The organism is Actinomadura sp. 7K534 (assembly GCF_004348575.1).
Lineage (GTDB): Bacteria > Actinomycetota > Actinomycetes > Streptosporangiales > Streptosporangiaceae > Spirillospora > Spirillospora livida.
In genome coordinates, this window is the sequence record NZ_SMKB01000069.1 from 1 (window position 1) to 25,523 (window position 25,523).

Genomic DNA, 25,523 nt, shown 5'->3' on the forward strand with positions numbered 1-25,523 from the left:
GGTCCGGCGTGGGGGGCGGGACCGGCTTCGGAGTGGGAAGCGGCTTCTCGTCCATACCGACCACGTACCCCCTGATCGCGGGAATGACCGTGCGCTCCGGTCAGTCATGTGCACGTCCGGCCCTGGACAGGGCAGGATGGGTCCATGAGGGAAACCCGAGCGACGGTGAGCGGTCTGCGCACGGCGATCGAGCGCAGCGGTTACTACCCGGCCCTGGTCGCGGACGCGGTCGAGTCGGCCGTTGGGGACGAGCCCGTCGCCGCCTACGTGGTGCACCATGAGGCGACGTTCGACCCCGCGATGGAGGTGCGGCGCCACGTGACCGTGCTCGTCCTGTCGGCGAGCCGGCTGCTGGTGTGCCACACCGACGAGCATCCGCCCGGCGAGGGCATGGCCCGGCCGCACGCCTCCACGACCACCGAGGCCGTCAAGCTGGAACGCGTCCAGTCGGTCGCGGTGACGCGGGTCGTCCCGGACCCGGCGTCGTACGTGCCCGGCGTGCCGCCCACCGAGGTCGTGCTGACCATCGGCTGGGGCGCGATCGCGCACGTCGACCTCGAGCCCGCGACCTGCGGCGACGAGAACTGCGAGGCCGACCACGGCTACACCGGCAGCGTCACGGCCGACGACCTGTCCCTGCGGGTCAGCGAGGCGGCCGACGGCGCCGAGGCCGTCGGCCAGGTGCTGGCGTTCGCCGCGGAGCTGTCCGCCGCGACCGCGCGCTGACCCCGAGCCGATCGACCCCCCGTGACCGGAGCGTGAGAGTGACCGAAACGAACCGCCTGGCCGAGACGAGTGAGCCGAGCGGGGAGGCGCCCGTCCCGCGGTACGGGGCGGGCGCCCTCGCCGATCTCCCGTCCTCGGTGCTGGCGGCGCTCGGCGTCCCCGACGCCGCCGACGTCCTGGACCTGCCCGCGCTGCCGCGCGCCTGCGTCCTGCTGGTCGACGGGCTCGGCTGGCAGCAGCTCAGGGCCCACCCGGACGAGGCGCCGTTCCTGAACGCGATGGCAGGCCGCCCGATCACGGCCGGGTTCCCGGCCACGACGGTGACCAGCCTGGCCTCGCTGGGGACGGGCGCGGTGCCCGGCGCGCACGGGCTGCTCGGCCTCCAGGTGGCGGTGCCCGAGACCGGCAGGCTGCTCAACTGCCTGCTCTGGAAGGACGACGACGCCGACCCGGAGACGTTCCAGCCCGTCCCGACCGTGTACGAGCGGGCCGCGGCGGACGGCGTCGAGACCGCGTACATCTCGCTCCACCAGTACCGGAGGTCGGCGCTCAGCCGCGCCACCGCCCGCGGTGCCCGGTACGTGAGCGCCGAGAGCCTCGGCCAGCTCGTCGGGCGGATCGAGACGGCGCTGCGCCGCGGCGACCGCGCGTACGTCACCGCGTACCACGCCGACCTCGACGCGACCGGCCACCGCTTCGGTGTCGGCTCCCGCGACTGGCGGCACCAGCTGCGGTTCGTGGACGTCCTCGCCCAGGAGATCGCGACCGTCCTGCCTCCAGGAACCGCGCTTTACGTCACGGCCGACCACGGCATGGTCGACCCCACCGAACGCGTCGACGCCGACACCGTGCCCGAGCTGAAGGAGGGGGTCGCCCTCCTCGGCGGGGACGCCCGCGCCCGGTACGTCTACAGCGAGCCGGGCGCCCACGACGACGTCCTCGCCGCCTGGACGGCCGTGCTGGGCGACAGGGCGTGGGTCGTCTCGCGCGAGCGGGCCGTGGCGGACGGCTGGTTCGGCCCGATGGGCCCCGGGATGGCGGAGCGCGTCGGCGACGTCGTCGCGGTGCCGCACGCCGATCTCGCGATCGTGGCGTCCGAACGCGAACCGTGGCTGGACCGGATGGTCGGCATGCACGGCTCGCTCGTCCCGGCCGAGCAGCTCGTGCCGCTGCTCACCACGTCCCGGCCCTGAGCCCGCAACCCCGCGCGTCAGGAGGAGTTGCAATGAACCCGACCTCGCCCCTCCCTAATCCGGGCGACGGCGGTCAAACTGGCGGTGTGCACCCTCTCATCGAAGTGCCCGCGTTGGACCGGCTGCTCCGGCGGCAGACGCCCGTGGTCCTGCTGGACGCCCGATGGCATCTGGCGGGACCGCCGGGGATCGAGTCCTACCGCAAGGGGCACCTGCCCGGCGCCGTCTTCGTCGACCTCGACCGCGACGTGGCCGGGCCGCCCGGGCCCGGCGGACGCCACCCCCTGCCCGAGCCCGTCGCGTTCGAGGCGGCCATGCGCCGCGCGGGCGTCTCGGAGGACAGCCTCGTCGTGGTCTACGACGACGCCGACTCCACGGCCGCCGCGCGCGTCTGGTGGTCGCTGCGGTACTTCGGGCACGAGCGGGTCCGCGTCCTGGACGGCGGCTACCGCGCCTGGACGGAGGCGGGCCACCCGGTGAGCACGGAGGAACCGGACGTCAAGCCGGGCGATCTCATCGCACACCCGGGGCGGCTGCCCGTCCTGGACGCCGAGGGCGCCGCGGAGCTCGCGACGGCCGGTGTCCTGCTGGACGCACGCGCCGCCGAGCGGTACCGGGGCGAGCAGGAGCCCGTCGACCCCGTCGCCGGGCACATCCCGGGCGCCCGCAACGCGCCGACCTCCGGCAACGTCGGGGTGGACGGCCGGTTCCTGCCACCCGAGCTGCTGCGCGAGCGGTTCGCCAAGCTCGGCGCCACCGACGCCCTCGACGTCGGCGCCTACTGCGGCTCCGGCGTGACGGCCGCCCACGAGATCCTCGCGCTCAACCTCGCCGGGATCCCCGCCGCCCTCTATGTGGGCTCTTGGTCGAACTGGGTGACGGACCCGTCCAACCCGGTGGCCACCGGCGAGAACTGACCGCCCCCGCACGGCGGTCAGCCTGCGCCGAGGCATAGGAACCCGGCCACTCCCTGGGGCCGCGGGATGTCCGCCAGGGCTCGGGCAGGGGAGCGGCCGGTGGCGACGGCGGTGTGGAAGGCGGTCATGAAGACCGGTGTCGCCTCGTCGCGCACGGGGGTGACGGCGGCGACGACGGTGGCGGTGCCGAGGGCGAGGAGGGCGCCCGCCATGCCGAGCACGGCGTCGCCTTCGGCGGCGCGGCCGATGTCGCACGCCGACAGGACGATCATGCGGGGTGCGGCGGCCAGCTCGTCCAGGTCGTGCACCACCAGGGGGCCGTCGGCGAGACGCAGGCGCGAGAACAGGGGATTGCCCTCGCGGAACTCACCGTGGGCGGCGATGTGGACAAGGGCGGCTCCGTCCATGGCGTCCCTGACTCGTTCCGCGCGCGCGTCAGCCCCGTCTAGGACGACCGCCTGCGGGTGAAATCGGTGCAGAGCGGCGATCTCGCGTTCGGCGTGATCGAGGTCTGGACCTGCCACGAGCACGACATGGCCATCAGCGGGTTCGGGCTCGCGGGCATGCAGCCAGGCGCCGACGGACGGGACGACCGTGAAGGGACGTCCCGCCAGAGACGGGAGCACCGCCCAGGGCAGGCCGTGCAGCGTCCCTGTCGGAGCGATGACGAGCTCGCGGTCGCCGATGTGGCGGCTGAGCGGAGCGAACAGGGAATGGTCGAGCCGCCGGGCCGCGTCGGTGAGCGCCGAGAGCGGCTCGGGGGCGTCCTCCGCGGCGAGGCGGCGCACGGCGAAGCGGATCAAGCCGGTCTCCCGGACGGCGTCGTCGCTCGTCCCGAGGTGATGGCGGCGGGCCTCACCCGCCGCGACGGTCACGGCGTGCAGGTCGGGGCCGATCTTGATGATCTCGACCAGGGCCCGTTCGCCGAGGGCGGCGGCGACCTTCTCCAGCCCCGGGAAGCCGTGCGGGGACGCGCCGGACGGGCGCCGGCGCGTCTGCGCGCGGATCTCCGCCTCCAGGTCCGCCACGTCCGCCGGCACCGACGGGACGCCCCGGGCCATGCCCGCCGTGTGCTCGACGCTGAGGACGCGCAACGCGGTCAGCGCCGCGGCGCGCTCAGGGTCCCGCGGCGGGCGGATCCGGGCCGGGCGGGCGATCGACCGCCGCCGTTCCTCGACGGCGAGCAGTTCCTCCGCCGAGGCGGCCAGCCCGAGCCCGAGCTCGGACAGCTCGCCGGCGAGTCCCGCCGCGCGTGCGCGCAGGTCCAGCGCACCGAGCGCCTCCGCGTGCTCCTCGGTCACCTGGAGCCCGGCGCCGACCGCCGCCACCGCGCCCGCGTGATCGGACCGTGCGGCGCGTTCGAGCGCGACGGCGTGCCAGCCCGCGATCTGGGCCTGCACGGAGCCGCGCTGACGTCCGACGGAGGAGAGCAGATGCCCGGACGGCCTGCCCAGCGCCAGCGCCACGCGGGCGGCGACGATCCGGGCCTCGTCGGCGGCGTCGGCCCAGCCGCCGCTTTCCAGCCGGGCGGCCGTGGCCTCCGCCGAACGCAGCAGGACGGCCGAGCGCTCCCCGCACGCCCAGCGTGCCCTGAGCAGCACGTGCTCGGCCAGGAGCATCCACCCCGTCCGCTCCTGTTCGGCGAACAGAGCGCGTGCGCGTTCGGCCGCGTCCGTGCACCGTTCGGGATTGTCTTCGGCCAGTTCGGCGTGGGCGAGAAGGAGATAGCCGTCCGCGATGTCGCATCCGTAGCCGTTCGCCGTTGCGGCGTCCAAAGCGGCGGTGAGGACGGGACGCGCCTCGCCCGGCAAGCCCGCCATGATGAGGGTCTCGGCCTGGTCGAACCGGCACTGCGCCAGGCGTTCACCGGTCAGATGCGGTTCGGCCTCAGCGAAGAGCCGGAGCGCGCGCGGGACGTCCCCACGGCGCGACACCACGAAGGCCAGATTGCCCTTGGCCATCGCCGTCTGGTGCTTTAACCCAGCCGCCTCGCCAACGGCGACCGCCTCCGCCAGATCACTTTCTGCGGCGTCCAGGTCGCCGCGGAACGTCCGTGCAAGACCGAGGTTGGTGAGCAGGCCGTTGAGGACGGCCGGATCATGCCCTTCCCGTAGCCGCGGCAGGGTTCGGACGGCCAGTTCATGCGCTTCGTCCAGTCGCCCTGCCCTAGCCAGTGCGCACGCCTTGTTGGCCGCTAGGCGGTCTGCGTCCTCGCCCTTCAGAACGGCCTCCGCCTGACCAGCGTGGGCGAGCGCCTCGGCCAGGTCACCCCGCGCCGTGAGCAGACCGACCAGATTCATCCGCACCTGCGCGGCCCCGTAGCCGTCGCCGCGCGCCAGCTCCAACGCCCGGTGCAGGAAGCCGAGGCCCTCGTCCAGGCGCCCCAGTTCCTTCGCCGCCAGCCCGGCGACCCGCAGCGCGAGCACGCCGCCGCCGCGTTCGAGCAGGGCGAGCGCCCGCACGAACGCGGTCGCCGGGTCGGCGGCCGCGAGCCGCAGGAGCGCGCGCTCGTCCGGCCCGGTCACAGCCGCACCCAGCTCGTCACGATCGACGTGCCGTCGTCCAGCCGGAGCACGAGGCTCACCAGGCCCTCGGGGACGCGCGGCACCCAGAACAGCCCCGCGGCCTCCGCGCGTACCTCGATCCCGTCCGGCGGAAGATCCCGGTGCCGGACCTGGACGGCGCCGGACGACGGCGGGACGAGCCGCCCGGTGAGCTCCCGGTCCCGGCCGAACTCCGCCACCTCTATCTCCACCGTCGTGCCGGGGCACGCGAACGTCAGCACGCGTCCCGGCCCGCCGCGGACACCGGCCGCCGCCCGCGCGCCCCGGTCCTGCACCGGCTCCGCCAGCGTCGCGGCCGGAGTCCGCCAGGCGATCGACGCGCGGGCCGCGGCCAGCACGCCCTCCGGCAGCGGGTCCAGGGCGTCGAAGGCGTGCCGGACGCCCGCCATCAGCTCGTCGTCGTTCATGGGACGAGCCTCCGCAGCGCGTCCAGGCACCGCGCCCGCGTCGGCCCGACACTGCCGAGGGGGATGCCCAGGGCGGCGGCCAGCTCGGCGTGGCTCGGCGCGAGCGCGAACAGCCGCAGCAGCGTACGACAGCGCTGCGGCAGTGACTCCAGCGCCGCGCCGACCAGCCCAAGCCGCTCCCGGCCCAGGACCACCCGGTCCGGTTCCGGCTCCGGCGCCCGCGGCGCGGGCACGAGCGGCCGGTCGCGTCCGCGCCGGCGCACCAGGCGCAGGCTCTCGTGCCGCGCCGTGGTCGCCAGCCAGCACGCCGTCGCGGACGGGTCCCGCAACCCGTCGATACGCTCCACCAGCCGCAGCCAGGTCGTCTGCACCACGTCACCGGAATCGGCGTCGTTCAGCCCGTGCGAGCGGGCGATCGACCACAGCAGCCCGCTGTGCCGCTCGACCAGCCGGGCCCACGCGGCGCCGTCGCCGTCGCGTGCCCGGATCACCAGCTCGTCCGTGCCGTCGTCCAATTGGGCCACCGAAGTCTCCTCGTGAGGCCCCCCGCGATGTTGACTCTATGCCATGTCGGCATGACTCTGCGTAGGAAAATCACGAATCGGTGGCCGTCCGGTCTTCTCAGGATCCGACGACGACGCCCAGTCCGGGCAGGGACGCGTTCGCCTCCGGATCCAGCACGCGGTCCGCCGCCTCGTCCGCGCCGATCCCCTCAGCCGCCGCGAGCCCGGCGATCCGTCCCGCCACCGCCGGCGCCGCGAACGACGTGCCGCTCCAGGTGGCGTAGCCCCGGAAGTCGTCGGGGTCGGTGCCGTCCACGGCCGGCCGCGTCCCGTTGAACCGGACGAAGGTGCTGGTCACGTCCACGCCCGGGGCGCACGCGTCCACCCACCAGCCGTGGTTGGAGAACCAGGCGCGGTCGCCGCCGTCCAGCGCCGCGACGCCGACCACCGGTTTCGCCGCGGCGGGCCAGAACGGGCGGTCGCCGGCGGTGTTCCCCGCGCACGCCACCACGACCGTCCGGCGGCCGAGCGCGGCGAGGGCGCGCGCCATCACCGGCGACGGCCGGTCGTCGTAGGTGTGGCAGCCGAGGGAGATGTTCACGACATCGGCGCTTGGCCGCCCGGCGATCCGTTCCAAGGCGCGGATGACGTCCAGCTCGTCGCCGACCCCGTCGCTGCCGATCACCCTTCGCGCCAGCAGTCGCGCGGTGGGAGCGTGCCGCAGCACCACGCCCGCGACGAACGTCCCGTGCCCGGCCTGCGCGTCGAGCTCGAAGTCCAGATCGGCGTCCAGGACCTCCTGGACCTCGTCGCGCTGCTCCCGGTACCACTCCGCGTCCTCGTACCAGGGATGCGGCGCCAGGCCGGTGTCCAGGATCGCGACCGTCACGTCCCGGCGCGCCGCGGCGGCCCGCGGCGCGGCGACGGGCGCGGCCGGACGCGGCAGATCCGCCGGCCCGCTCCACCACATCGGCTGCCCGTGCACGAGATGGTTCGGCGACACGCTCAGCCTCCGGCGCCGCGCGTTCCCGCCCGGGCCGCCGTCCCCGGCAAGCCGGCTCGCGAGCTCGCAGACGTCCACCTTCGCCGCCGCGCGCAACCGCAGCCGCGTGACCGCGCGCTCGTCGTGCCGCGAATCACACCATCGCCGGACGGCCTCCTCCGCGTCCCCGGCGTCCCGCCCGGCGACGAGGATCTCGTCCCGACGTACCAGCGCCGGACGCCCCGGCACCGGCTCCACCACCATCGCGCCCGGATGCCGCGCCAGCACCCGCTCCAACCGCGCCTGCTGATCGAACATCGGCCGCCCTCCACTCACGGTGCCGGAGCGGCCACTCTAAGTGGCGCGACCGCGTTGCGCGCTTGCCTCGCCGGGCGGGCCCCGCGCGGGCTAGGGTTGTCGCGCGGTTCCATGAACGTTGTGCATCCTGCGGTCAAGCGTTCAACAAACGCCTGGCTCACGGTGGTGCGACACGGGCCGATGATGCACAATGAGGGACGCGGACGCCGACTTGGGACGTACGAGGCCGTAGGGGAAGACGAGCCTCGGTACAGATCCAGGAGGTCCGGTGACCGCACGTGGCGTCTTCTACGTCCACTCCGCGCCGCCTGCGCTGAGCCCGCACATCGAGTGGGCCGCCGCAGGTGTTCTCGGTGTGCCCGTTTCCCTAGAGTGGGCAGATCAGGCGGCCGCGCCGGGAACGCTGCGCGCCGAGCTCCATTGGGAGGGCAGGCCGGGCACCGCCGCGGGCATCACCTCGGCGCTGCGCAATTGGAAGCTCGTCCGGTTCGAGGCCACCGAGGACCCCACCCCCGGCACCGACGGCGTCCGCTTCAGCTTCACCCCGTCCCTCGGCGTCTTCAGCGGCATCATCGGCGCCAACGGCGACATCATGATCCCCGAAGACCGCCTCCGCGCCGTCATGGCCAACGCCGCCGTCGGCAAGATCACCCTCGAGAACGAACTCGAACGCCTCCTCGGCACCCCCTGGGACAACGAACTCGAACCCTTCCGCCGCGCCGGCGACGGCGCCCCCGTCCGCTGGCTGCACGCTGCTGTGTAGGAATGCATTGCCCTTGGCGTCAGGCCCTGGAGGGCCTTCCTTCGGCGGGCAATGCGGTGCGATCGCTGCATCGCTTCGGCTCGCCTGGCGGCTCGCTGCGCGATCAGGTTTCTCGCTTCGCTCGTAACCTGCCTTCGGTCGCGATCGCGAGCGTGGGGGTTGTCGCATGGTTGCGGTGTCGGCTGAGCTTTGCGGGTAACGACGGCGCGCGTTTGGTGTGGGCGGCTCGCCTGGCGGCTCGCTGTGCGCGTGTGGTTTCTCGCAGGCTCGAAACCTGCCTGCGGATGCGCGACTGGGAACGTGGACGTTGTCGCGTGGTTGCGGCGTCGGCCGAGCTTCGCGAGTAATGGAGGGCGCCCGTCGGTGCGGGCTGGCTCGCCTTACGGCTCGCTGCGCGTTCGGGTCGGTCGTGGGCTTTCGAACCTGGTTATTTTTGGGTCGCGTTCGTGGGGGGGTGTGTGGGGATGGGAACGGCCCGGCGAGAATGGTCGCCGGGCCGTTCTCGTTGGGTTTTAGAGGGCTCGTTGGAAGGCTACTGAGACGTTGTGGCCGCCGAAGCCGAAGGAGTTGTTCAGGGCTGCGGCGGGGCCGTCGGGGATCTTGCGGGGCTCGTCGCGGACGATGTCCAGGTCCACCTCGTCGTCTACGTCTTCGAGGTTGGCGACGAAGGGGATCAGGCCCTCCTTCAGTGCCAGGACGGTGAAGACCGACTCCAGGGCGCCGGCGCCGCCCAGCAGGTGGCCGGTCATCGACTTGGTCGCGGTGATGGCCGCCTGGGCGGCGGCCTCCTCGCCCAGGCCCGCCTTGATCGAGGCCAGCTCGGCGACGTCGCCGGCCGGGGTCGAGGTGGCGTGGGCGTTGATGTGGATGATGTCGGCGGCCTCCAGGCCGGCGTCCTTCAGGGCGCGCTGCATCGCCTTGGCCTGGCCGGAGCCGCTCGGGTCGGGCAGCACGATGTCGTAGGCGTCGCCGGAGTAGCCGCAGCCGGCCGCGATGCCGTTGATCTGCGCGCCGCGGGCGCGGGCGTGCTCCTCGGACTCGAGGATCATCACGGCGGCGCCCTCGCCGAGCACGAAGCCGTCGCGGTTCTTGTCGTAGGGGCGGGACGCGCGCTCCGGCTCCTCGTTGCGGGTCGACATCGCGCGCATGGCACCGAACGAGGCCATCTGCAGGGGGTGTATGCAGGACTCGGTGCCGCCGCAGATCACCACGTCGGCGCGGCCCGCGCGGATCATGTCGATGGCGTAGCCGACGGCCTCGCCGCTGGACGCGCAGGCGCTGACCAGGGCGTGCGAGCCGGCCATCGCGCCGAACTCGATGCCGACGTGCCCGGACGCGCCGTTCGGCATCAGCATCGGGACGGTGAAGGGCGAGACGCGCGACCAGCCCTTCTCCCGGTAGACGTCGTAGCTGTTGAGCGCGGTGTGCAGACCGCCGATGCCGCTGGAGAACACGACGCCGAGCCGCTCGCCGTCCACGGTGAAGCCGCCCTCGACGCCGGACTGCTCCTCCGGCTTCTTGGCCTTGCGGGAGGCGGGCGGGGCGAAGCCCGCGTCCGTCCACGCCTCGCGTGCGGCGATCAGCGCGATCGCCTGGTTGCGGTCCAGCCGGCGCAGGGTCTGCTTCGGCATGACCTCCGCCGGGTCGACCTTGAGCGTCCCGGCGAACCTGACGGGCAGGTCCTCGACGCCCTCCCAGTCCAGTTTCCGGACACCGGACTCTCCGGCGAGCAGGGCGGACCAGGTCGACGGGAGGTCTCCGCCGAGTGGGGTCGTTGCACCGAGACCGGTCACGACGACTCTGGTCTGGCTCTGGCTCATAGCTGGTGCTCCTTGCGGACTGTGGGGGTGCGGACCGGCGCGCCGCCGCCCGGTTCCGGCCGGTGCGGCGGCGCGCCGTCCCCGAGAATCAGCTCTGCAGGTTCTGAACGAAGTTGATGACGTCCTTGACGGTCTTCAGGTTGCGCAGCTCGTCGTCGGGGATCTCGACGCCGAACTGGTCCTGCGCGGCCACCGCGATCTCCACCATCGACAGCGAGTCGATGTCGAGGTCGTCGATGAAGTTCTTGTCGGGGGTGACCTCCGACTTGTCGATCCCGACGATGTCATCGATGATCTCGGCGAGGCCGTCCAGGATCTGCTGTTCGGTGGCGACTGCCATGGTTTCTGCTTTCTCCTTCGGTGGGTTGGTCCAGAGCCTGCGGGCAGGCGTGACGGCCTACGGGATCTGGATGACTTGGGCAGCGTAGGACAGTCCGGCGCCGAATCCGACCAGGAGGGCCGGTGCGCCGGACGGCACGTCGCCGCGTTCGATCATGCGGGACAGGGCCAGCGGGATGGAGGCCGCCGAGGTGTTGCCGGAGTGCACGATGTCGTCGGCCACCACGGCGTTGGTGGCCTTCAGCTTGCGGGCGATCGTCTCGATGATCCGCAGGTTGGCCTGGTGCGGGACGACCGCGGCGAGGTCCTGCGGCGTGATCCCGGCGCGCTCGCACGCCTCGGCCGCGACCGGGGCGATCGCGGTGGTCGCCCAGCGGAACACCGCCTGGCCCTCCTGCCGGATCGAGGAGTGCCGGTCGTCGATGATGATCTTGTCGTACTTGTCGCCGGCGCTGCCCCACACGACCGGGCCGATGCCGGGGGAGTCGCTGGCGGTCACGACCGCGGCGCCCGCCCCGTCGGCGAAGATGATGCAGGTGGAGCGGTCGGTCCAGTCGACCCACTGGGACATCTTCTCGGCGCCGATGACCAGCACGCTGCGGGCGCTGCCGGCGCGGACCGCGGCGCTCGCGGTGGCGAGGGCGTAGCAGAAGCCGGCGCAGGCGGCGTTCAGGTCGAACGCGCCGGGCGCGTCGATGCCGAGCCGGTGCGCGACCTGCGCGGCGTGCCCCGGCATCGGCGACTCGGCCGAGCAGGTCGCCAGGATGACCAGGTCGATGTCGGACGGGGAGAGCCCGCTGCCCGCCAGGGCCTTGCCGCCCGCGTGGACGCCGAGCTCGACGATGCCCTCGTCGTCGCCGGCGATGCGGCGCTCGGCGATGCCGACGCGGCTGCGGATCCACGCGTCGTCGGTGTCGACGGTCAGCGCGAGGTCGTCGTTGGTGACGACGCGGGCGGGCCGGTAGTCGCCGAACGCGAGGATGCGGGCGCCGGGCGCCGCCTCGGGAATGCTCAGGGCCGCGGTCATGACGTGTGCGCCTTGATCAGGTCGCGGGCCTTGTCCAGGTCCGCGGGGGTCTTGAGGGCGACGAGCTCGACGCCCTTCAGCTCGCGGCGGGCGAGGCCGGCCAGCGTCCCGGCGGGCGGCAGCTCGATGATCGCGGTGACGCCGATCTCCCGCATCGTGTCCATGCAGGCGTCCCAGCGGACGGGCGCGCTGACCTGGTCGACGAGCCGGTCGACGAAGTCGGCCCCCGACTCGACGACGGCGCCGTCGCGGTTCTGCAGCAGCCGCGTCCGCGGCGCGGCGGCGGACACGCCCGGCGCGAGGCGGCGCAGGGTGCCGACGGCGGGCGCCATGTGCTCGGTGTGGAACGCCCCGGCGACCGACAGGGCGCGCAGCCGCGCCTTCGCGGGCGGTTCCTCGGCGAACTGCGCGAGGCGCTCCTTCGTCCCGGCGGCGACGATCTGGCCGGCGCCGTTCACGTTGGCGGGGGTGAGGCCGTGCTTGTCGATGGACGCCAGCACCTCGTCGGTGTCGCCGCCGAGGACCGCGGTCATCCCGGTCTCGGTGACGGCGGCGGCCTCGGCCATCGCCCGGCCCCGCTCCCGGACGAGGACCAGCGCGGCCTCGGGGGACAGCACCCCGGCGATCGCGGCGGCGGCCAGTTCGCCGACGCTGTGCCCGGCGACGGCGTCCGGCCCCCGGTCGGCGCCGTCGTAGAGGACCTCGTAGGCGGCGATCGCGGCCGCGACCAGCAGCGGCTGCGCCACCGCGGTGTCGCGGATCTCCTCGGCGTCGGCCTCCGTCCCGTAGCGCACCAGGTCGAGACCCGTGACGGCCGACCACCAGGCGAGGCGGTCGGCGACTCCGGGTATCTCAAGCCATGGCTGCAGGAAGCCGGGGGTCTGGGCGCCCTGGCCGGGCGATGCGAGGAGAATCACGGCTACCAGCCTGCCGCCAACACGGCTACCGCCACGATGCGGAACAAGACGAACTTTGGTCGAGACCCTTTGTAAGACCCCTACAAGCCCCTGCTCATCAGCGCGTTTGGAACCGTCCCAGGACCAGGGCGATGCGGAGGGTGAACGCGTTGCGACCGTCCGTGGGCGCGAGGCCGGTCAGCTCGGTGACGCGGCGGAGCCGGTAGCGGACCGTGTTCGGGTGGACGAACAGCAGCCGCGCGGTGGCCTCGAGCGATGAGCCCTGTTCGAGGTAGGTGGTGAGCGTGTCGAGGAGCGGGGCGCCCGCGGCGAGCATCGGGTTGTAGACGTTCTCCACCAGGTGGCGGCGGGCGTCGTCGTCGCCGTCGAGCGCGCGCTCGGGCAGCAGCTCGGTCGCCAGGACGGGACGCGGCGCGTCCGGCCAGCCCGCGGCGGCGCGGAGCCCGGCCACGGCGGCCTGCGCCGAACGGGTGGAGTCGTAGAGGTCGCTGACCTGCGGGCCGACGACGACCGGGCCGGGGCCGCACTTCGCGGCGATCGGGCGGGCCGCCTCTAGGGGGTCGGCGTCGCCGCCCATGATGACGATGACCCGGTGTCCTTGGACGCCCGCCAGCACGTCGGCGCGCGCGCGGCGCGCGGCGATCTGCATCTGGTCGATGGTGACCTCGGGCTCTTCGTCCTCTGGCGTGAACCCCGCGATGACCGTGACGGGCTTGGACGTCCACCCGAGAGCGGCGGCCCAGGAGTGCATCCCGTCGTCGACCTCACCGCGCAGCACCGCGTTGACGACGAGTGCCTCCAGCCGTGCGTCCCAGGCGGCGCGCGTCTCGGCGGCGCGTGCGTAGACCTGGGCGGCGCCGAACGCGACGTCCCGCGTGTAGCGCAGGATCGCCTCGCGGAGCTGGGCCTCGCCGCCCGGCGCGGCGAGCTCGCTCAGCCGGGTCTCCACCACGTCGATGATGACGCGGATCATGTCGATCGTGTGGTGCAGCTTGATGGCGCGGAGCAGTTCGCGGGGCGCGGTGCCGAACACCTCCCCGGCGATGGCCGGACGGGTCTCCTCGTTGTTCTTGAACCACTCGACGAACGCGGCGATGCCGGCCTGGGCGACCAGCCCTATCCAGGAGCGCTGGTCGGGCGGCATCCGCCGGAACCAGGGGAGGTGCTCCTCCATGCTGTTGAGGGCCGCGGTGCCGAACGTGCCCATGGCCTTCTCCAGGCGCTGGGTGGTCTGCTCGCGGATTTCGGCGTCGGTCGCGGTGTCCACCACCCCAGGGTGCCACCAAGGCGGGGGTGAACCGTCCTCAAGTGTGTGATCCCTGTCAGTGCCGAGTGACATCGGAGGTCCGTCCTAACGCGATGCCGGTGAGATTCCGGAGGGACGTCGAGCCCGGTTCGAGGTAGTCGCTGTGGCCGGCGCTCCCCGCGTCGAAGACCCGTGCGCCGAAGGCGGGCGAGACCGGGTCTGGGCCGAGGCCGAGCCCGAAGATGCGGACGTGGGGGACGTCCTCCGTCCAGTCGGTGGTCCCGCGTCCCGCCCATACGCGGGTGGTGCCGCCGAGCTTCGCGGCCGACCACGCCGTCGTGCCGGGGCTGCCGTAGAGGGCGATGTCGGTGACGTCCCGCCACGCCTTCCCGCCGGGTGCGTCCAGCGCCGCACGGCCGCAGACGACCGAGCCGTAACTGTGGCAGAGCAGGCCGACCCCGGCGGACGGGTTGACCCGGTGCACGCCCGCCAGGAACCGCCGGAGCTGCGCGCCGCCCTCGCCGGCGCGCTCCCCGGTGAGGACCTCGCTGCTGAACGTCCCGGGCGCGGCGTAGCCGAGCCATGCGACCACGGCCAGTTGTGGGTGCGATGACTGCGCCAGGGCTTGCGCGTAGACGCCACGTGCCCCTCCGCCGGGTGTCGACCACGGTTTGTCGCCGCGGTCGTCGAACGCCGTCAGTGTGGTGTCGGCTCCGGGAACGAGCACCGCGACACGCTTCGCCGTGGTGAGATCGCCGATGACCTCTATGGCGCGTCCATCGCCGCGTGGGTCGAAGTGGAGGAAGCGGCGTCCCGGCCTGAGGAAGGCGCCGAGCGCCCGCATCCGTTCGGTGTCGCCGACCTCATGCGCCGTGGCGAGCGCCTTCTCGATGGAACGGCGTCCGGCGGCGTACCGGACGTCGAGCGTGGAGGGCGCCAGTTCGGGGACGGCGGCCGGCGGCGCGTAGGGGTCCGCGTGGCCGGTTCCCGCGGTCGTCAGCATGACCCCCGAGATCGAAACGGCGCAGGCCAGCGCTCTGCGGAGCCGTCGGGTGCGCGCTGAGATCGGCTTGCGTGGCGACATCGCACGCCTTTCTACCACCCAAGATCGTCCGGCCGGGCGCGGCCGGTGCCCGGTTTCAGGGGGCTTCTTGGGAGATGTACGGCCCCGCGAGCGGGCCCGCGGTGTGGTTCGCGTCACGTCCGGCGCGGCGCGGGCCCTCCAATCCGCGGACCAGCGCCCAGAGGACGGCGAGCGCGCCGGCGCAGACCGCCAGCCACGGCAGCCGCTCGATGATCCAGGCGGGCCGGTCGGGTGCGGTGTGCAGGCCCGGCAGGCGGCCGTACGCGAGCAGCGCGCCGGCCGTGACCGCCAGGAGCGCCGTCTGGTGCCACAGGAAGATCGTCATGGCGGAGCGGTTGGCCGCGGACACCGCCGCGCTCACCCGGGCGTGTCGCGTCCACCGGGTCAGGGGGCCGTGCAGGAGGAGGGCCAGGCCCGTCTGGGCGAGGCCGAAGGCGACCGCGGCGAGGGTCGGCGGGCTGAGGTTGGACACCGCCGCCCCCGGCACGCCGACCATGCTCGCCGGGTATCCCGCGAACAGGATCAGCAGGGCGGTCGCCGCGGCGCCCCCGCCCAGCAGGGCGAACCCGGCCCGGCGGGAGCCGAGCGCCCCGGCCGCCCAGCCGAAGCCGAGGTAGAACGGGACGAGCCAGCCCGTGAGGACGGTCGCCCAGCCCGTCCATCCGGGCGCGTCCAGCGCGAAGCGGCCGACGTCGATGGCGGCGGTCACCGCGACGAGGAGGGCGGCCCCCCACAGGCCGAGCCGGCTCCAGACGGCCGCGATGGCGGGGGTCGCCGCCGTCAGCACCACGTAGACGCCGAGGAACCACAGCGGGCTCAGCACGAGTTCGACCAGCGTGCGCACGGTCTCCGCCGAGAAGCCCGCCCAGGCCAGCACGGCCGAGGCGGGAAGCCAGGCGGCGAGCAGGACCGGGAGCGGGCGGGCGAAACGCGCCAGGCGCCGCCGCAGTCTCGGCGCCCACGGCTCGCCGGGGCGCAGGCCCTTCCCGGCCGCGTACCCGCCGACGAGGAAGAAGACGGCGAGCGTTTGCAGCACCCAGGAGATCGGGGCCAGCTCCGGCATCGTCTTGAGCGGGCTCGTGACCCGCAGCTGCGTGCCGGAGGCGTCCGCGACGAAGGCGGTGACCAGCCAGTGGCCGAGCACGACGCCGAGGATCGCGAACGCGCGGAGCGCGTCGACGGCGCCGTCGCGGGTACTCCGCGGCGATGACTCAGGCACGGGGGACCTCCGAGGCGCGGCCGAGGGCGATCAGGGCGAGGTTCCGGAGCGCCGCCGAGCCGGGCCGCAGGTAGCCGCTGTGGGCTCCCGCGCCCGCGTCGAAGCGCAGCGCGCCGAAACGGGACGAGACGGGGTCCGTGCCGAACCCTAGACCGGCGAAGCGGAAGTTCGGCACGAACCGCATCCAGTCGCCCGTCGAGCGGCCCGCCCACACACGCGCGGGCGTGCCGATGTCCGCGGCGCTGTCCGCCGTGGTGCCGGGGCTGCCGTAGAGGGCGATGTCGTCCACCGGCAGCGGCGCGAGGGGCCGGGCCGCCTTGACGCACACCGCCGAGCCGTAGCTGTGGCAGAGGAGCGCGAACCGCGCGTGCCCGTTCACGCGGTGGACGCCGGTCACGAGGCGTTCGAGGTCGCGCGCGCCGTCCTCGGCATCACCGGACGTCAGGACGCGGGTGCTCAGCATCGACGGCGACTCGTAACCGAGCCAGGCGATCACGGCGAGCCGCGAGCCGGGGGTGCCGGCGCGGGCCTGCCGGTAGAGCGCGCGGGCGTCGCCGCCGGCGAACTTGGGGTCGTCGTAGTTGGCCAGCGCGTTGTCCGCGCCGGGGACCACGACGGCGATGCGGTCGGCGCGCCGCAGGTCGCCGATGACCTCGACGGCCCGTCCGTCACCGCGCGGGTCGAAGGCCAGGAACCGCCTGCCCTCGGAGAGGAACGCGGAGAGGACGCGCGCCCGGTCCTCGTCGTGGAACCGCTGCGCGGTGGCCAGCGCCCGGGCGATCTCCTGCCGGGTGGCCTGGAACCGGGTGTCGAGCGAAGCGGCCGACGGTTCCGGCATCGCGCGCGGGGCCGGGTACACGTCGCCGTGCCGGGCGGCGGCGCTCGTCGGCCCGGCCGCCGCGAGGGCGAGCACGGCGGCCGTGGTCCTGCGGACGCGGGTCATCCGGGACGTCCCTCCTGGAAGTGGGCTGCACTGTCCAGGACGCTAGGAATCGGACGCAGTACCGCAGATCAACCGACGGTCTGATCTTGCGGTGTGCGACCCCGGTATCAGCGGGGGTACGAACCGGGATGTCAGTCGCCGGGACGGACCAGACCCACCTCGTAGGCGTAGACGATCGCCTGCGGCCGGTCGCGCAGCCCGAGCTTCATCAGGATCCGCCCGAAATGCGTCTTGACGGTCTGCTCGGCGACGACCAGCTCCCGGGCGATCTCGCCGTTCGACAGCCCGCGCGCCACCAGCGTCAGCACCTCGGTCTCCCGCTCCGTCAGCTCCTGCAGCCGCTTGCGGGACGGCGACCTGCGCCCCCCGAGCCGGGAGAACTCCGCGATGAGCCGCCGGGTGATCGACGGCGACAGCAGCGCGTCGCCCGCGGCCACGACCCGCACCGCGTCGGCCAGCTCGGTCGCGGACGCGTCCTTCAGCAGGAACCCGCTGGCCCCGGCCCGCAGCGCCTCGTAGACGTAGTCGTCCAGGTCGAACGTGGTGAGCATGAGCACCTTCGGCGCGTCCCCGGGTGAGTCTCCGGTGCCGTCCCCGAGGATCCGGCGGGTCGCCTCCAGGCCGTCCATCACCGGCATCCGGACGTCCATCAGCACCACGTCCGGACGAAGCTCGGCGACGCGGCGCAGCCCCTCCTCGCCGTTGACCGCCTCGCCGACGACCTCGATGTCGGGCTGGGCGTTCAGCAGCACGCCGAACCCCGTGCGCACCATGCCCTGGTCGTCGACGATGACGACGCGAACGGGTCTCCTGTGGGGGGACGACCCCCCACACCCCCCGGAACCGACGGGTCTCCCGACGGTCACGTCCGCTCCCGGGCGTCCACCGGCAGGTTGGCGGTCACGGCGAATCCTCCCTCTGGCGTGGGGCGGGCGGTCAGCTCGCCGCCGAGCGCCGCGGCCCGCTCCCGCATCCCGACGAGCCCGTGGCCGCCGCCCGGCAGCGGCGTGCCGGGCGCCCGCCCGTCGCGGCGGGGGCCGCCGAGGGCGCCGGGCGGCCCGTTGACGACGCCGAGCCACACTATTGCCTCATCGCGCGACACTTCGACGTTCACCCGCGATCCCGGCGCGTGCCGCATCACGTTGCTCAGCGCCTCCTGCAGGATCCGGAACGCGGTGAGCCCGACACCCGGCGGGAGCCCGGCGATGTCGCCGTCCAGGAACGTCTCCACGTGCAGGCCCGCCCCGCGCGCGTTGGCGATCAGCTCGTCCAGCCGGTCCAGGCCCGGCTGCGGGGCGGTCTCGGCGCCGTCCTCCGCGCGCAGCACGCCGAGGATCCGCCGCATCTCGGTCAGCGCGTCCAGCGCCGTCGCGCGGATCTCGGCGAGGTCGCGGCGCGTCTCCTCCGGGAGCGACTCGACCTTGTAGGGCGCCGCCTCCGCCTGGATCGCGATCATCGACATGTGGTGCGCGACGACGTCGTGCATCTCCCGCGCGATCCGCTGCCGCTCGGTCAGCACCGCCTCGGCGTCCCGGTGCCGCCGCTGCTGCTCGGCCAGCTCCCGGCGGGACGTCCGCCGGACCCGGACGGCGTAGCCGACCGCCAGCGGCAGCAGGAGCAGCACCGACGCCCCGGGGGCCGAGTCCGAGTCCTTGATCCACACCCCGGCGAACGACAGGATCGCGACGCCGAGCGTGATGTCGCGGGAGCAGCGCACCGTCACCGTGTAGACGCACATCAGGGCGGCGAACGCCCCGCCCTCGGTGTACTCGATGCCGGCCGGCCAGGCGCTGATGGAGAGCACCGCCAGCGCCGCGAAGCTCATCCGCCACGCCGCCAGCGGGTGCCGGTCGCGGAGGGCCAGCGGCGCGGTCACCAGGAGTGCGAACAGAAAGGCGGTGCCGTCGCCGGGGTAGTCGGCCGCGTTCGCGCGCACGGGCTCCCGGAGCATGGAGCTCGTCCCGGTGGTGATCAAGACGGTGAGGGCGATCCAGAACAGGTTCGCCACCAGCCCGAACGGCAGCCGCCCGATGCCGAGGAAGCGCGTCCACCGCAGCCCCGCGGGCCACGGCCGGTCGAGCGGCGGCGCGGGCTCGGCGCGTCCGGTCAGCGCCGCGGCCACGATCCCGTTCCGCAGCACGGTGCGCAGCAGGTTCGGCTCGCCCTCGGACTCGTCCCCCGCCATGCCGACCAGGCTAGAGACTCCGCGACCGTCCCGGATGACACCGTGGTGGGACACGTCCGTCATACCCGGGTACGGTGCGTTGCGTGGAGCCCGTCGAAGCGCTGCGCCGTATCGCGTTCCTGCTGGAGCGCGCCCACGAGCCGACCTACCGCGTGCGGGCGTTCCGCACCGCCGCCGGGGTCGCCGAGGAGACGCCCCAGGAGGAACTGGAGGCCCGCGCCCGCGAGGGCACGCTGACCGCCCTCCCCGGGATCGGCAAGGTCACCGCCCTGGTGATCGAGGAGGCGCTGCGCGGTGAGACGCCCGTCTACCTGCGCCGCCTGGAGGCCACCGAGGGGGAGCCGCTGGACGAGGCCACCGCCGCGCTCCGCTCCGCGCTGAAGGGCGATCTGCATACCCACAGCGACTGGTCGGACGGCGGCTCGCCCATCCTGGAGATGGCGGAGACGGCGCGCTCCCTCGGTCACGAGTATCTGGCGCTCACCGACCACTCACCGCGGCTCAAGGTCGCCAACGGCCTGTCCGCGGACCGGCTCCGCCGCCAGCTCGACGTGGTCGCCGAACTCAACGAGAACCTGGCGCCGTTCCGCATCCTCACGGGCATCGAGGTCGACATCCTGGAGGACGGCACCCTCGACCAGGACCCGGATCTCCTCGACCGGCTGGACGTGGTCGTCGCCAGCGTCCACTCGAAGTTCCGCATGGACCGCGTCTCGATGACCGAGCGGATGGTCAAGGCGATCGCGAACCCGCGCGTGAACGTCCTCGGCCACTGCACGGGACGCATCGTGAAAGCCGGCGGGAAGCGGGGCGGGCTGCGTCCCGAGTCGGAGTTCGACGCCGCGCTCGTCTTCGACGCCTGCGCCGCCTACGACGTCGCCGTGGAGATCAACTCACGGCCGGAGCGCCTCGACCCGCCCAAGCGCCTGCTCCGGCTGGCCGTCGAGGCGGGCTGCCGCTTCTCGATCGACTCCGACGCCCACGCGCCCGGCCAGTTGGACTGGCAGCACCACGGCTGCGAGCGGGCCGCCCGGTGCGCGGTCCCCGCGGCCCAGGTCGTCAACACCCTTCCCGCCGACGACCTGGTCGCGTGGACGCGCGCCGAGCTGTGACGGCCCGCGGTGCTCAACCCTTGGCCTGCTCGATCCGGACCATGTTGCCCGAGGGGTCGCGGAACGCGCAGTCGCGCGGGCCCCAGGGCTGCTCGATGGGCTCCTGCAGGACCTCGGCGCCCTGGACGCCGCGCACGCGCTCGAACGTCGTGTCGAGGTCGTCGGTGCTGAAGATCGCCATGGGCAGGACGCCCTTGGTCAGCAGTTCCTGCAGTGCGTCGCCGTCCGCCTGCGAGCGGCCGGCGTGCGGTTCGGAGAGGACGATGGCGGCGCCCGGCTGCTTCGAGTCGCCGAGCGTGACCCAGCGGAACTCGCCGTAGGGGACGTCGTTCAGCACTTCCATGCCGAGCCCGTCGCGGTAGAAGGCGAGCGATTCGTCCAGGTCGTTGACTGTGATGTGGCAGTACCGGATTGCTGTCGTCATGCGGCCAACGTTAGGCGGCGGCCGTGCGGCCCGCTTCTCCATTCCCGCTCGGGCGCTTCCGTGCCGGGCGGGTGTTGACCTTGGCCACGCACGGGGGCACCGCGGCCATGGCGGTGTGCTCGCGGGCGCGGTACGCGCTCGGCGTCTCTCCGACGATCTCGGTGAAGCGGGAGCTGAACGAGCCGAGCGAGGTACAGCCGACCGCCATGCACGCGTCGGTCACGCTCGTGCCCGCGCGCAGCAGCGCCATCGCGCGCTCGATCCGGCGGGTCATCAGGTAGCTGTACGGCGTCTCGCCATAGGCCGCGCGGAACCGCCGGGAGAAGTGCGCGGGGGACATCAGCGCGCGGCGGGCCATCGTCGGCACGTCGAGCGGCTGCGCGTACTCGCGGTCGATGAGGTCCCGGGCGCGGCGCAGGTGAGCGAGATCGGCGAGCTCTTCCGGCGTCATGAAACCGACGCTACCACCCACCGGTGACATGCCGCTCACCTGCGCGGACGCGGTTGAATCAGGGCTGCCCAGCGGTCAGGACGTGAGGGAGCAGGCGTTCACGAGGTCGCCCGTGGCGGGCCGGGGGAGAGTAGTGCTGGGCGGGGGAGTCCGGCCGTCCTGCGTCCAGTTCTCCAGGGCCGTGAAGGCGGTTCGCATGCAGGGGAGGAGGGGGCGCAGGCGGTCCGGGTAGGTGTCGTGGAGGCCGTCGACGTGGTTGGCGGCTTCCAGGCGGTAGTAGCGGTACGGGGCCTTGCCCTTGGCGCGGACGAGTTCGGCGTAGACGTCTGAGTCGGTGCCGATGGGGAGCAGGGTGTCGTAGGTGCCGTGGAGGGTCATCAGCGGTTTCCGGATTTTGCCGGTGAGGGCGACGCGTGCCACGGCTCGGTGGACATCCCGCGGGCGTTCGGCGTAGTTGTAGGCGGCTTCGTCTCCCGTGTAGGCCGGGTCGAATTCCTCGCGGTAGATGCGCTGGGTGAGGCCCCAGTAGACCTGGTCATGGAATGGCCAGAGGAATTCCGATCCGGGGGCCAGTCCGGCGTGCAGAAGCGCCTTATGGGCGGACTGGTCGCCTGCCTCGTACGCCGGGTAGGCGCGGAGGATGGACGGCAGGTAGGTGAAGAGGTTCGGGCCCTTCTCGCGCCAGAGGGTGCCCTCCGCGTCGATGCCCCCGTCGTACAGGTGGGGACGGTTCTCCAGCTGCCATCGGACGAGGTAGCCGCCGTTCGAGATGCCGGCCGCGAACGTCTTGCCCGGATTGCGGCCGTAATGGCGGGCCACGGTCTTCTTGGCGGCCCGGGTCAGCTCGGTCAGCCGGCGGTTCCATTCGACGACGGCGTCGCCGGGGCGGCGGCCGTCCTTGTAGAACTCGACGCCGCTGTTCCCCTTGTCGGTCGCGGCGTAGGCGTAGCCCTGGGCGAGGACCCAGTCGGAGATGGTGAAGTCGTTGGCGTACTGGCGCCGGTTGCCGGGCGACCCGGCGACGACGAGACCGCCGTTCCATTTCTCGGGCAGGCGGATGACGAACTGGGCGTCGTGATTCCAGCCGTTGTTGGTGTTGAACGTGGAGGTGTCCGGGAAATAGCCGTCCACCTGGACGCCGGGAACCCCGCTCGGGTTGCGGGTGCCGCCCGCGTGCAGGCCCGCCCAGTCGGCCGGGACGGTGTGGCCCGAGGCGATCGCCCCGGCCGTGGTGAGGTCGTCCAGGCACGCCGTGACCTGCATCTCCGCGCCGGGGACCCGGAGTCCCGGGGCGCAGCCGCGATCAGGTGCGGGCCCCTGCGCATGGGCGGGGGAGGCCAGGGCGGCGGCGAGGGCGCCTGCGGTCAGGACGCTTCGGACGATCATTCCGGCTCCTCGGGACGGGACGTCAGGTGCCGGCCATGGTCCAGCGAGGTGGTGACCCGGACCACGTGGGACGGCCACATATCGGCGAGGCCCGCCATGTGCCGGCGCTCTGTCCAGGGAGTGGTGTGGGTCACAGCCGTATCCGGGGCCCGGAATGTGGGTCGGACTCACATGGTCCGGTGTTCGGGCGCCACCTAGCGTTCCCGGTCACGGCGGCCCGGATATGGTCCGGCCACCTTAGACGAGCGTGAGGAGGGCGTATGGGCGACCCCGACCCGGAGGGAACCGGCCCGAAGGGGCCCGTCCCGGAGGGCCCGGTCCTGACGGCGCGCGGCCTGGTCAGGGAGTTCCGCGGTTTCCGCGCGGTGGACGGCGTGGACCTCGACATCGCCGAGGGCTCCGTCCACGCGCTGGTGGGCCCGAACGGGGCGGGCAAGACCACCCTGTTCAACCTGCTGACCGGGTTCCTGAAGCCGACGGCGGGCAGCGTCCGCCTCGGCGAGCACGAGTTGGCCGGACGCCGGCCGGAGCGGATCGCGCGGCTCGGCCTGGCCAGGTCGTTCCAGATCACGAGCCTGTTCGCCGAGCTCACCCCGAAGCAGCACGTGGAGCTGGCCCTGGCGGGCCGCAGCGGGCTCGGCTGGCGGTTCTGGCGCTCGGACGCCGCGCTCGGCCGCTACGCGGAGCGCGCGGCCGAACTGCTCGACCAGGTCGGGCTGGCCGGGCACGGGGACATTCCCGCGGGGTCGCTGGCCTACGGCCGCAAGCGCGCCCTCGAACTGGCCCTCGCCCTCGCGCTCGACCCGAAGGTGCTGCTGCTCGACGAGCCGACCGCCGGCATGGGCGTGGAGGACGTCGACCGCACCGTCGAGCTGATCAAGCGGGTTCGGGAGGGCCGCACGGTCGTGCTGGTGGAGCACAACATGAGCGTCGTCTCCAACCTCGCCGATCGCGTCACGGTCCTGCAGCACGGCCAGGTCCTCGTCGAGGGCCCCTACGCCGAGATCCGTCACGACCCCCGTGTGGTCACCGCCTACCTCGGAGACGCCCATGCTGAGCGTTGACGGCCTTTCCGCCTGGTACGGCGAGGCGCAGGCTCTGCGCGAGGTGTCGCTCGACGTGGGCCAGGGCGAGATCGTCACGCTCGTCGGACGCAACGGCGCCGGCAAGACCACGCTCCTGCGCAGCCTGATGGGCCTCCACCAGGGCGTGTCCGGGACGGTGCGCTTCCTAGGCGACGACATCAGCTCCCTGAGCCCGCACAAGCGCAGCCGTCGCGGGCTCGGCTACGTCCCGGACGACCGCGGCATCTTCGCCACGCTCTCGGTGGAGGAGAACCTCACGCTCCCGCCCGCCATGGGGCCGGACCCGTGGTCGCTCGACCGGGTGTACGAGACGTTCCCGAGACTGCGCGAGCGGCGCCGGTTCCCCGGGACGAAGCTGTCGGGCGGCGAGCAGCAGATGCTCGCGCTGGCGCGGGTGCTGCGGACGGGCGCCCGGCTGCTGCTGTGCGACGAGCCCACCGAAGGGCTGTCGCCCCTGATCGTCGCGCAGATCGGCGACATCCTCCGCGAGGTCAAGGCCGCCGGGGTCACCGTCCTGCTGATCGAGCAGAACGTCCACTTCGCCGCCACCGTCGCCGACCGCCACCACCTGCTCGCCGAGGGCCGGATCGTCGAGTCCATGGACAACGACGAGGTCCTCGCCCGCGAGAACGAACTTCTGCAGTACCTCGGAATCTAGGAGAGCCCTGATGAGACTTCTCGGACGTTCGGCCGCGGTCGCGGCCGCCGGAGCACTGCTGGCCGGCTGCGCGGGCGGACCCGGCGGGGGCGGCGGTGCGATCAGCGACGACAAGGTGGTGCTGGCGGTGCTGACCGACCAGTCGGGCGTGTACGCCGACCTGTCGGGCAAGAACGCCGTCGAGGCGGTGAAGATGGCCGTCGCCGACTTCAAGGCCAAGTACGGCGACAAGGCCGTGACCGGGAACATCGAGGTCATCGGCGCCGACCACCAGAACAAGCCCGAGGTCGCCAACTCCAAGGCGCAGGAGCTCTACGACCGGCAGCAGGCCGACCTGATCCTGGACGTGCCGACCTCCTCGGCCGCGCTCGCCGTCGCCAACGTCGCCAAGACCAAGAAGAAGATCTTCATCGACGTCGGCGCCGCCACGACGGAGCTGACCGGCAAGCAGTGCAACAAGTACACGTTCCACTACGGATACAACAGCTACATGCTGGCGCACGGCACCGGCACCGCGCTGACCAAGGACGGCGCCAAGAACTGGTACCTCGTCTACCCGGACTACGCGTTCGGGCAGGACATGGAGAAGACGTTCCAGGCGTCGATCGAGTCCGCGGGCGGGAAGGTCGTCAAGAGCGACCCGACGCCCTTCCCCAACGACAACTTCTCCACGTTCCTGCTGAAGGCGCCCGATCTCGATCCCAAGCCGCAGGTGCTCGGCGCCCTCCAGGCCGGCGGTGACCTCGTCAACCTGGTGAAGCAGTACAACGAGTACAAGCTGCGTGACAAGGGCGTTAACCTCGCCGTCGGCCTGATGTTCCTGACCGACATCCACTCGCTCGGCCCGGACGCCATGGCCGGGACGCGGTTCACCGACTTCTGGTACTGGAACGCCGACGAGAACAACCGCGCGTGGGCCGACAAGTTCCACGCCAAGACCGGCACGCGCCCGACAGCCGTCCACGCGGCGGACTACTCGGCGGCCCTCCAGTACCTGGAGGCCGTGCAGCGCGGCGGCACCGACAAGGCCGACGACGTGGTCGCGCAGCTCGAAGGCCACAAGGTCGACGACATCTTCACGGCCACCGGCACCATCCGCGCCGAGGACCACCTCCTCACCCACGACGCCTACCTCGCGGAGGTGAAGCCGTCCAGCGAGGTCAAGGAGCCGTGGGACTACGAGAAGATCGTCAGCACGATCCCGGCGGCCGAGGCGTTCCAGCAGCCCGACCCCGCCTGCAAGCTCTGAGGCGG

26 protein-coding genes are annotated in these 25,523 nt (G+C 72.9%); 8 read left to right on the forward strand and 18 right to left on the reverse strand.

Annotation, left to right across the window (positions count from 1 at the left end; genetic code table 11):
• Positions 1–144 precede the first annotated feature (144 nt).
• The 3 genes from E1266_RS38820 (at position 145) to E1266_RS16090 (ending at position 2,836) form a co-directional block, all read left to right on the forward strand.
• Positions 145–726: a DUF5998 family protein gene (locus E1266_RS38820; RefSeq protein WP_207945678.1), complete on the forward strand. Its 582-nt coding sequence runs from the start codon at positions 145–147 to the stop codon at positions 724–726.
• A 38-nt stretch (positions 727–764) separates the two neighbouring features.
• Entirely contained in the window at positions 765–1,919 is a 1,155-nt protein-coding gene (locus E1266_RS16085) for a nucleotide pyrophosphatase/phosphodiesterase family protein (RefSeq protein WP_243718459.1), read from the forward strand.
• An 86-nt stretch (positions 1,920–2,005) separates the two neighbouring features.
• The gene (locus E1266_RS16090; RefSeq protein WP_207945679.1) at positions 2,006–2,836 is read left to right on the forward strand and encodes a sulfurtransferase; all 831 of its coding nucleotides are present in this window, start codon (positions 2,006–2,008) and stop codon (positions 2,834–2,836) included.
• Positions 2,837–2,853: 17 nt separating this feature from the next.
• On the opposite strand, the gene E1266_RS16095 is transcribed toward E1266_RS16090, so the two are convergent.
• From E1266_RS16095 to E1266_RS16110, 4 genes are all read right to left on the reverse strand, one after another.
• A complete protein-coding gene (locus E1266_RS16095; protein WP_243718461.1) occupies positions 2,854–5,361 on the reverse strand; it encodes a CHAT domain-containing protein in 2,508 nt (835 codons plus the stop codon).
• Complete coding sequence (locus E1266_RS16100) at positions 5,358–5,807, reverse strand: hypothetical protein (RefSeq protein WP_132047686.1); 450 nt, start codon at positions 5,805–5,807, stop codon at positions 5,358–5,360. The genes E1266_RS16095 and E1266_RS16100 overlap by 4 nt, the downstream gene beginning before the upstream one ends.
• Positions 5,804–6,331: a sigma-70 family RNA polymerase sigma factor gene (locus E1266_RS16105; RefSeq protein ID WP_207945681.1), complete on the reverse strand. Its 528-nt coding sequence runs from the start codon at positions 6,329–6,331 to the stop codon at positions 5,804–5,806. The genes E1266_RS16100 and E1266_RS16105 overlap by 4 nt, the downstream gene beginning before the upstream one ends.
• Before the next feature lie 97 nt (positions 6,332–6,428).
• Complete coding sequence (locus E1266_RS16110) at positions 6,429–7,610, reverse strand: S8 family serine peptidase (RefSeq protein ID WP_243718463.1); 1,182 nt, start codon at positions 7,608–7,610, stop codon at positions 6,429–6,431.
• A gap of 268 nt (positions 7,611–7,878) precedes the next feature.
• On the opposite strand from E1266_RS16110, the gene E1266_RS16115 reads away from it, so the two are divergent.
• Positions 7,879–8,373 carry a DUF3145 domain-containing protein gene (locus tag E1266_RS16115; protein ID WP_131986555.1) on the forward strand — a complete coding sequence of 165 codons (495 nt, stop codon included), beginning with the start codon at positions 7,879–7,881 and terminating at the stop codon, positions 8,371–8,373.
• A 512-nt stretch (positions 8,374–8,885) separates the two neighbouring features.
• Here E1266_RS16115 and E1266_RS16120 read toward each other — a convergent pair.
• The 10 genes from E1266_RS16120 to E1266_RS16165 form a co-directional block, all read right to left on the reverse strand.
• On the reverse strand, positions 8,886–10,193 hold the full coding sequence (locus tag E1266_RS16120; protein ID WP_132047688.1) for a beta-ketoacyl-[acyl-carrier-protein] synthase family protein: 1,308 nt from the start codon (positions 10,191–10,193) through the stop codon (positions 8,886–8,888).
• An 88-nt stretch (positions 10,194–10,281) separates the two neighbouring features.
• Positions 10,282–10,533, reverse strand: a complete 252-nt coding sequence (locus E1266_RS16125) for an acyl carrier protein (protein ID WP_131877390.1) — start codon at positions 10,531–10,533, stop codon at positions 10,282–10,284.
• Positions 10,534–10,590: 57 nt separating this feature from the next.
• Positions 10,591–11,559 (reverse strand): beta-ketoacyl-ACP synthase III, encoded by a 969-nt coding sequence (locus tag E1266_RS16130; RefSeq protein WP_207945683.1) that lies wholly within the window; start codon positions 11,557–11,559, stop codon positions 10,591–10,593.
• Positions 11,556–12,476: an ACP S-malonyltransferase gene (locus E1266_RS16135; RefSeq protein ID WP_132047690.1), complete on the reverse strand. Its 921-nt coding sequence runs from the start codon at positions 12,474–12,476 to the stop codon at positions 11,556–11,558. Before E1266_RS16135 ends, E1266_RS16130 begins: the two co-directional genes overlap by 4 nt.
• Before the next feature lie 97 nt (positions 12,477–12,573).
• Positions 12,574–13,743: a helix-turn-helix domain-containing protein gene (locus tag E1266_RS16140; protein ID WP_243718465.1), complete on the reverse strand. Its 1,170-nt coding sequence runs from the start codon at positions 13,741–13,743 to the stop codon at positions 12,574–12,576.
• Between the two features lie 55 nt (positions 13,744–13,798).
• Positions 13,799–14,725 (reverse strand): alpha/beta hydrolase, encoded by a 927-nt coding sequence (locus E1266_RS16145; protein WP_207945684.1) that lies wholly within the window; start codon positions 14,723–14,725, stop codon positions 13,799–13,801.
• A gap of 136 nt (positions 14,726–14,861) precedes the next feature.
• Entirely contained in the window at positions 14,862–16,025 is a 1,164-nt protein-coding gene (locus E1266_RS16150) for an acyltransferase (protein WP_132047696.1), read from the reverse strand.
• Positions 16,018–16,968 carry an alpha/beta hydrolase gene (locus tag E1266_RS16155; RefSeq protein ID WP_132047698.1) on the reverse strand — a complete coding sequence of 317 codons (951 nt, stop codon included), beginning with the start codon at positions 16,966–16,968 and terminating at the stop codon, positions 16,018–16,020. Before E1266_RS16155 ends, E1266_RS16150 begins: the two co-directional genes overlap by 8 nt.
• Positions 16,969–17,099: 131 nt before the next feature.
• A complete protein-coding gene (locus E1266_RS16160) occupies positions 17,100–17,759 on the reverse strand; it encodes a response regulator transcription factor (protein WP_279436328.1) in 660 nt (219 codons plus the stop codon).
• Between the two features lie 71 nt (positions 17,760–17,830).
• Positions 17,831–19,153 carry a sensor histidine kinase gene (locus E1266_RS16165; protein ID WP_132047702.1) on the reverse strand — a complete coding sequence of 441 codons (1,323 nt, stop codon included), beginning with the start codon at positions 19,151–19,153 and terminating at the stop codon, positions 17,831–17,833.
• Between the two features lie 83 nt (positions 19,154–19,236).
• Between E1266_RS16165 and E1266_RS16170 the strand changes: the two genes are divergently transcribed.
• Positions 19,237–20,265, forward strand: coding sequence for a PHP domain-containing protein (locus tag E1266_RS16170; protein ID WP_207945685.1), 1,029 nt, complete (start codon positions 19,237–19,239; stop codon positions 20,263–20,265).
• A gap of 13 nt (positions 20,266–20,278) precedes the next feature.
• On the opposite strand, the gene E1266_RS16175 is transcribed toward E1266_RS16170, so the two are convergent.
• The 4 genes from E1266_RS16175 to E1266_RS38020 form a co-directional block, all read right to left on the reverse strand.
• Complete coding sequence (locus tag E1266_RS16175; RefSeq protein ID WP_132047706.1) at positions 20,279–20,689, reverse strand: VOC family protein; 411 nt, start codon at positions 20,687–20,689, stop codon at positions 20,279–20,281.
• Between the two features lie 10 nt (positions 20,690–20,699).
• Complete coding sequence (locus E1266_RS16180) at positions 20,700–21,140, reverse strand: helix-turn-helix transcriptional regulator (protein ID WP_132047708.1); 441 nt, start codon at positions 21,138–21,140, stop codon at positions 20,700–20,702.
• 75 nt (positions 21,141–21,215) lie between these two features.
• On the reverse strand, positions 21,216–22,526 hold the full coding sequence (locus tag E1266_RS16185; protein ID WP_132047710.1) for a tannase/feruloyl esterase family alpha/beta hydrolase: 1,311 nt from the start codon (positions 22,524–22,526) through the stop codon (positions 21,216–21,218).
• The gene (locus E1266_RS38020; protein ID WP_165966108.1) at positions 22,523–22,660 is read right to left on the reverse strand and encodes a hypothetical protein; all 138 of its coding nucleotides are present in this window, start codon (positions 22,658–22,660) and stop codon (positions 22,523–22,525) included. Before E1266_RS38020 ends, E1266_RS16185 begins: the two co-directional genes overlap by 4 nt.
• A 126-nt stretch (positions 22,661–22,786) precedes the next feature.
• Between E1266_RS38020 and E1266_RS16190 the strand changes: the two genes are divergently transcribed.
• The 3 genes from E1266_RS16190 to E1266_RS16200 are packed head-to-tail and all read left to right on the forward strand — an operon-like array spanning position 22,787 to position 25,518.
• Entirely contained in the window at positions 22,787–23,590 is an 804-nt protein-coding gene (locus E1266_RS16190) for an ABC transporter ATP-binding protein (RefSeq protein WP_132047712.1), read from the forward strand.
• Positions 23,577–24,269 carry an ABC transporter ATP-binding protein gene (locus tag E1266_RS16195; RefSeq protein WP_132047714.1) on the forward strand — a complete coding sequence of 231 codons (693 nt, stop codon included), beginning with the start codon at positions 23,577–23,579 and terminating at the stop codon, positions 24,267–24,269. The genes E1266_RS16190 and E1266_RS16195 overlap by 14 nt, the downstream gene beginning before the upstream one ends.
• 10 nt (positions 24,270–24,279) lie before the next feature.
• A complete protein-coding gene (locus E1266_RS16200; RefSeq protein ID WP_132047716.1) occupies positions 24,280–25,518 on the forward strand; it encodes an ABC transporter substrate-binding protein in 1,239 nt (412 codons plus the stop codon).
• Positions 25,519–25,523 lie beyond the last annotated feature (5 nt).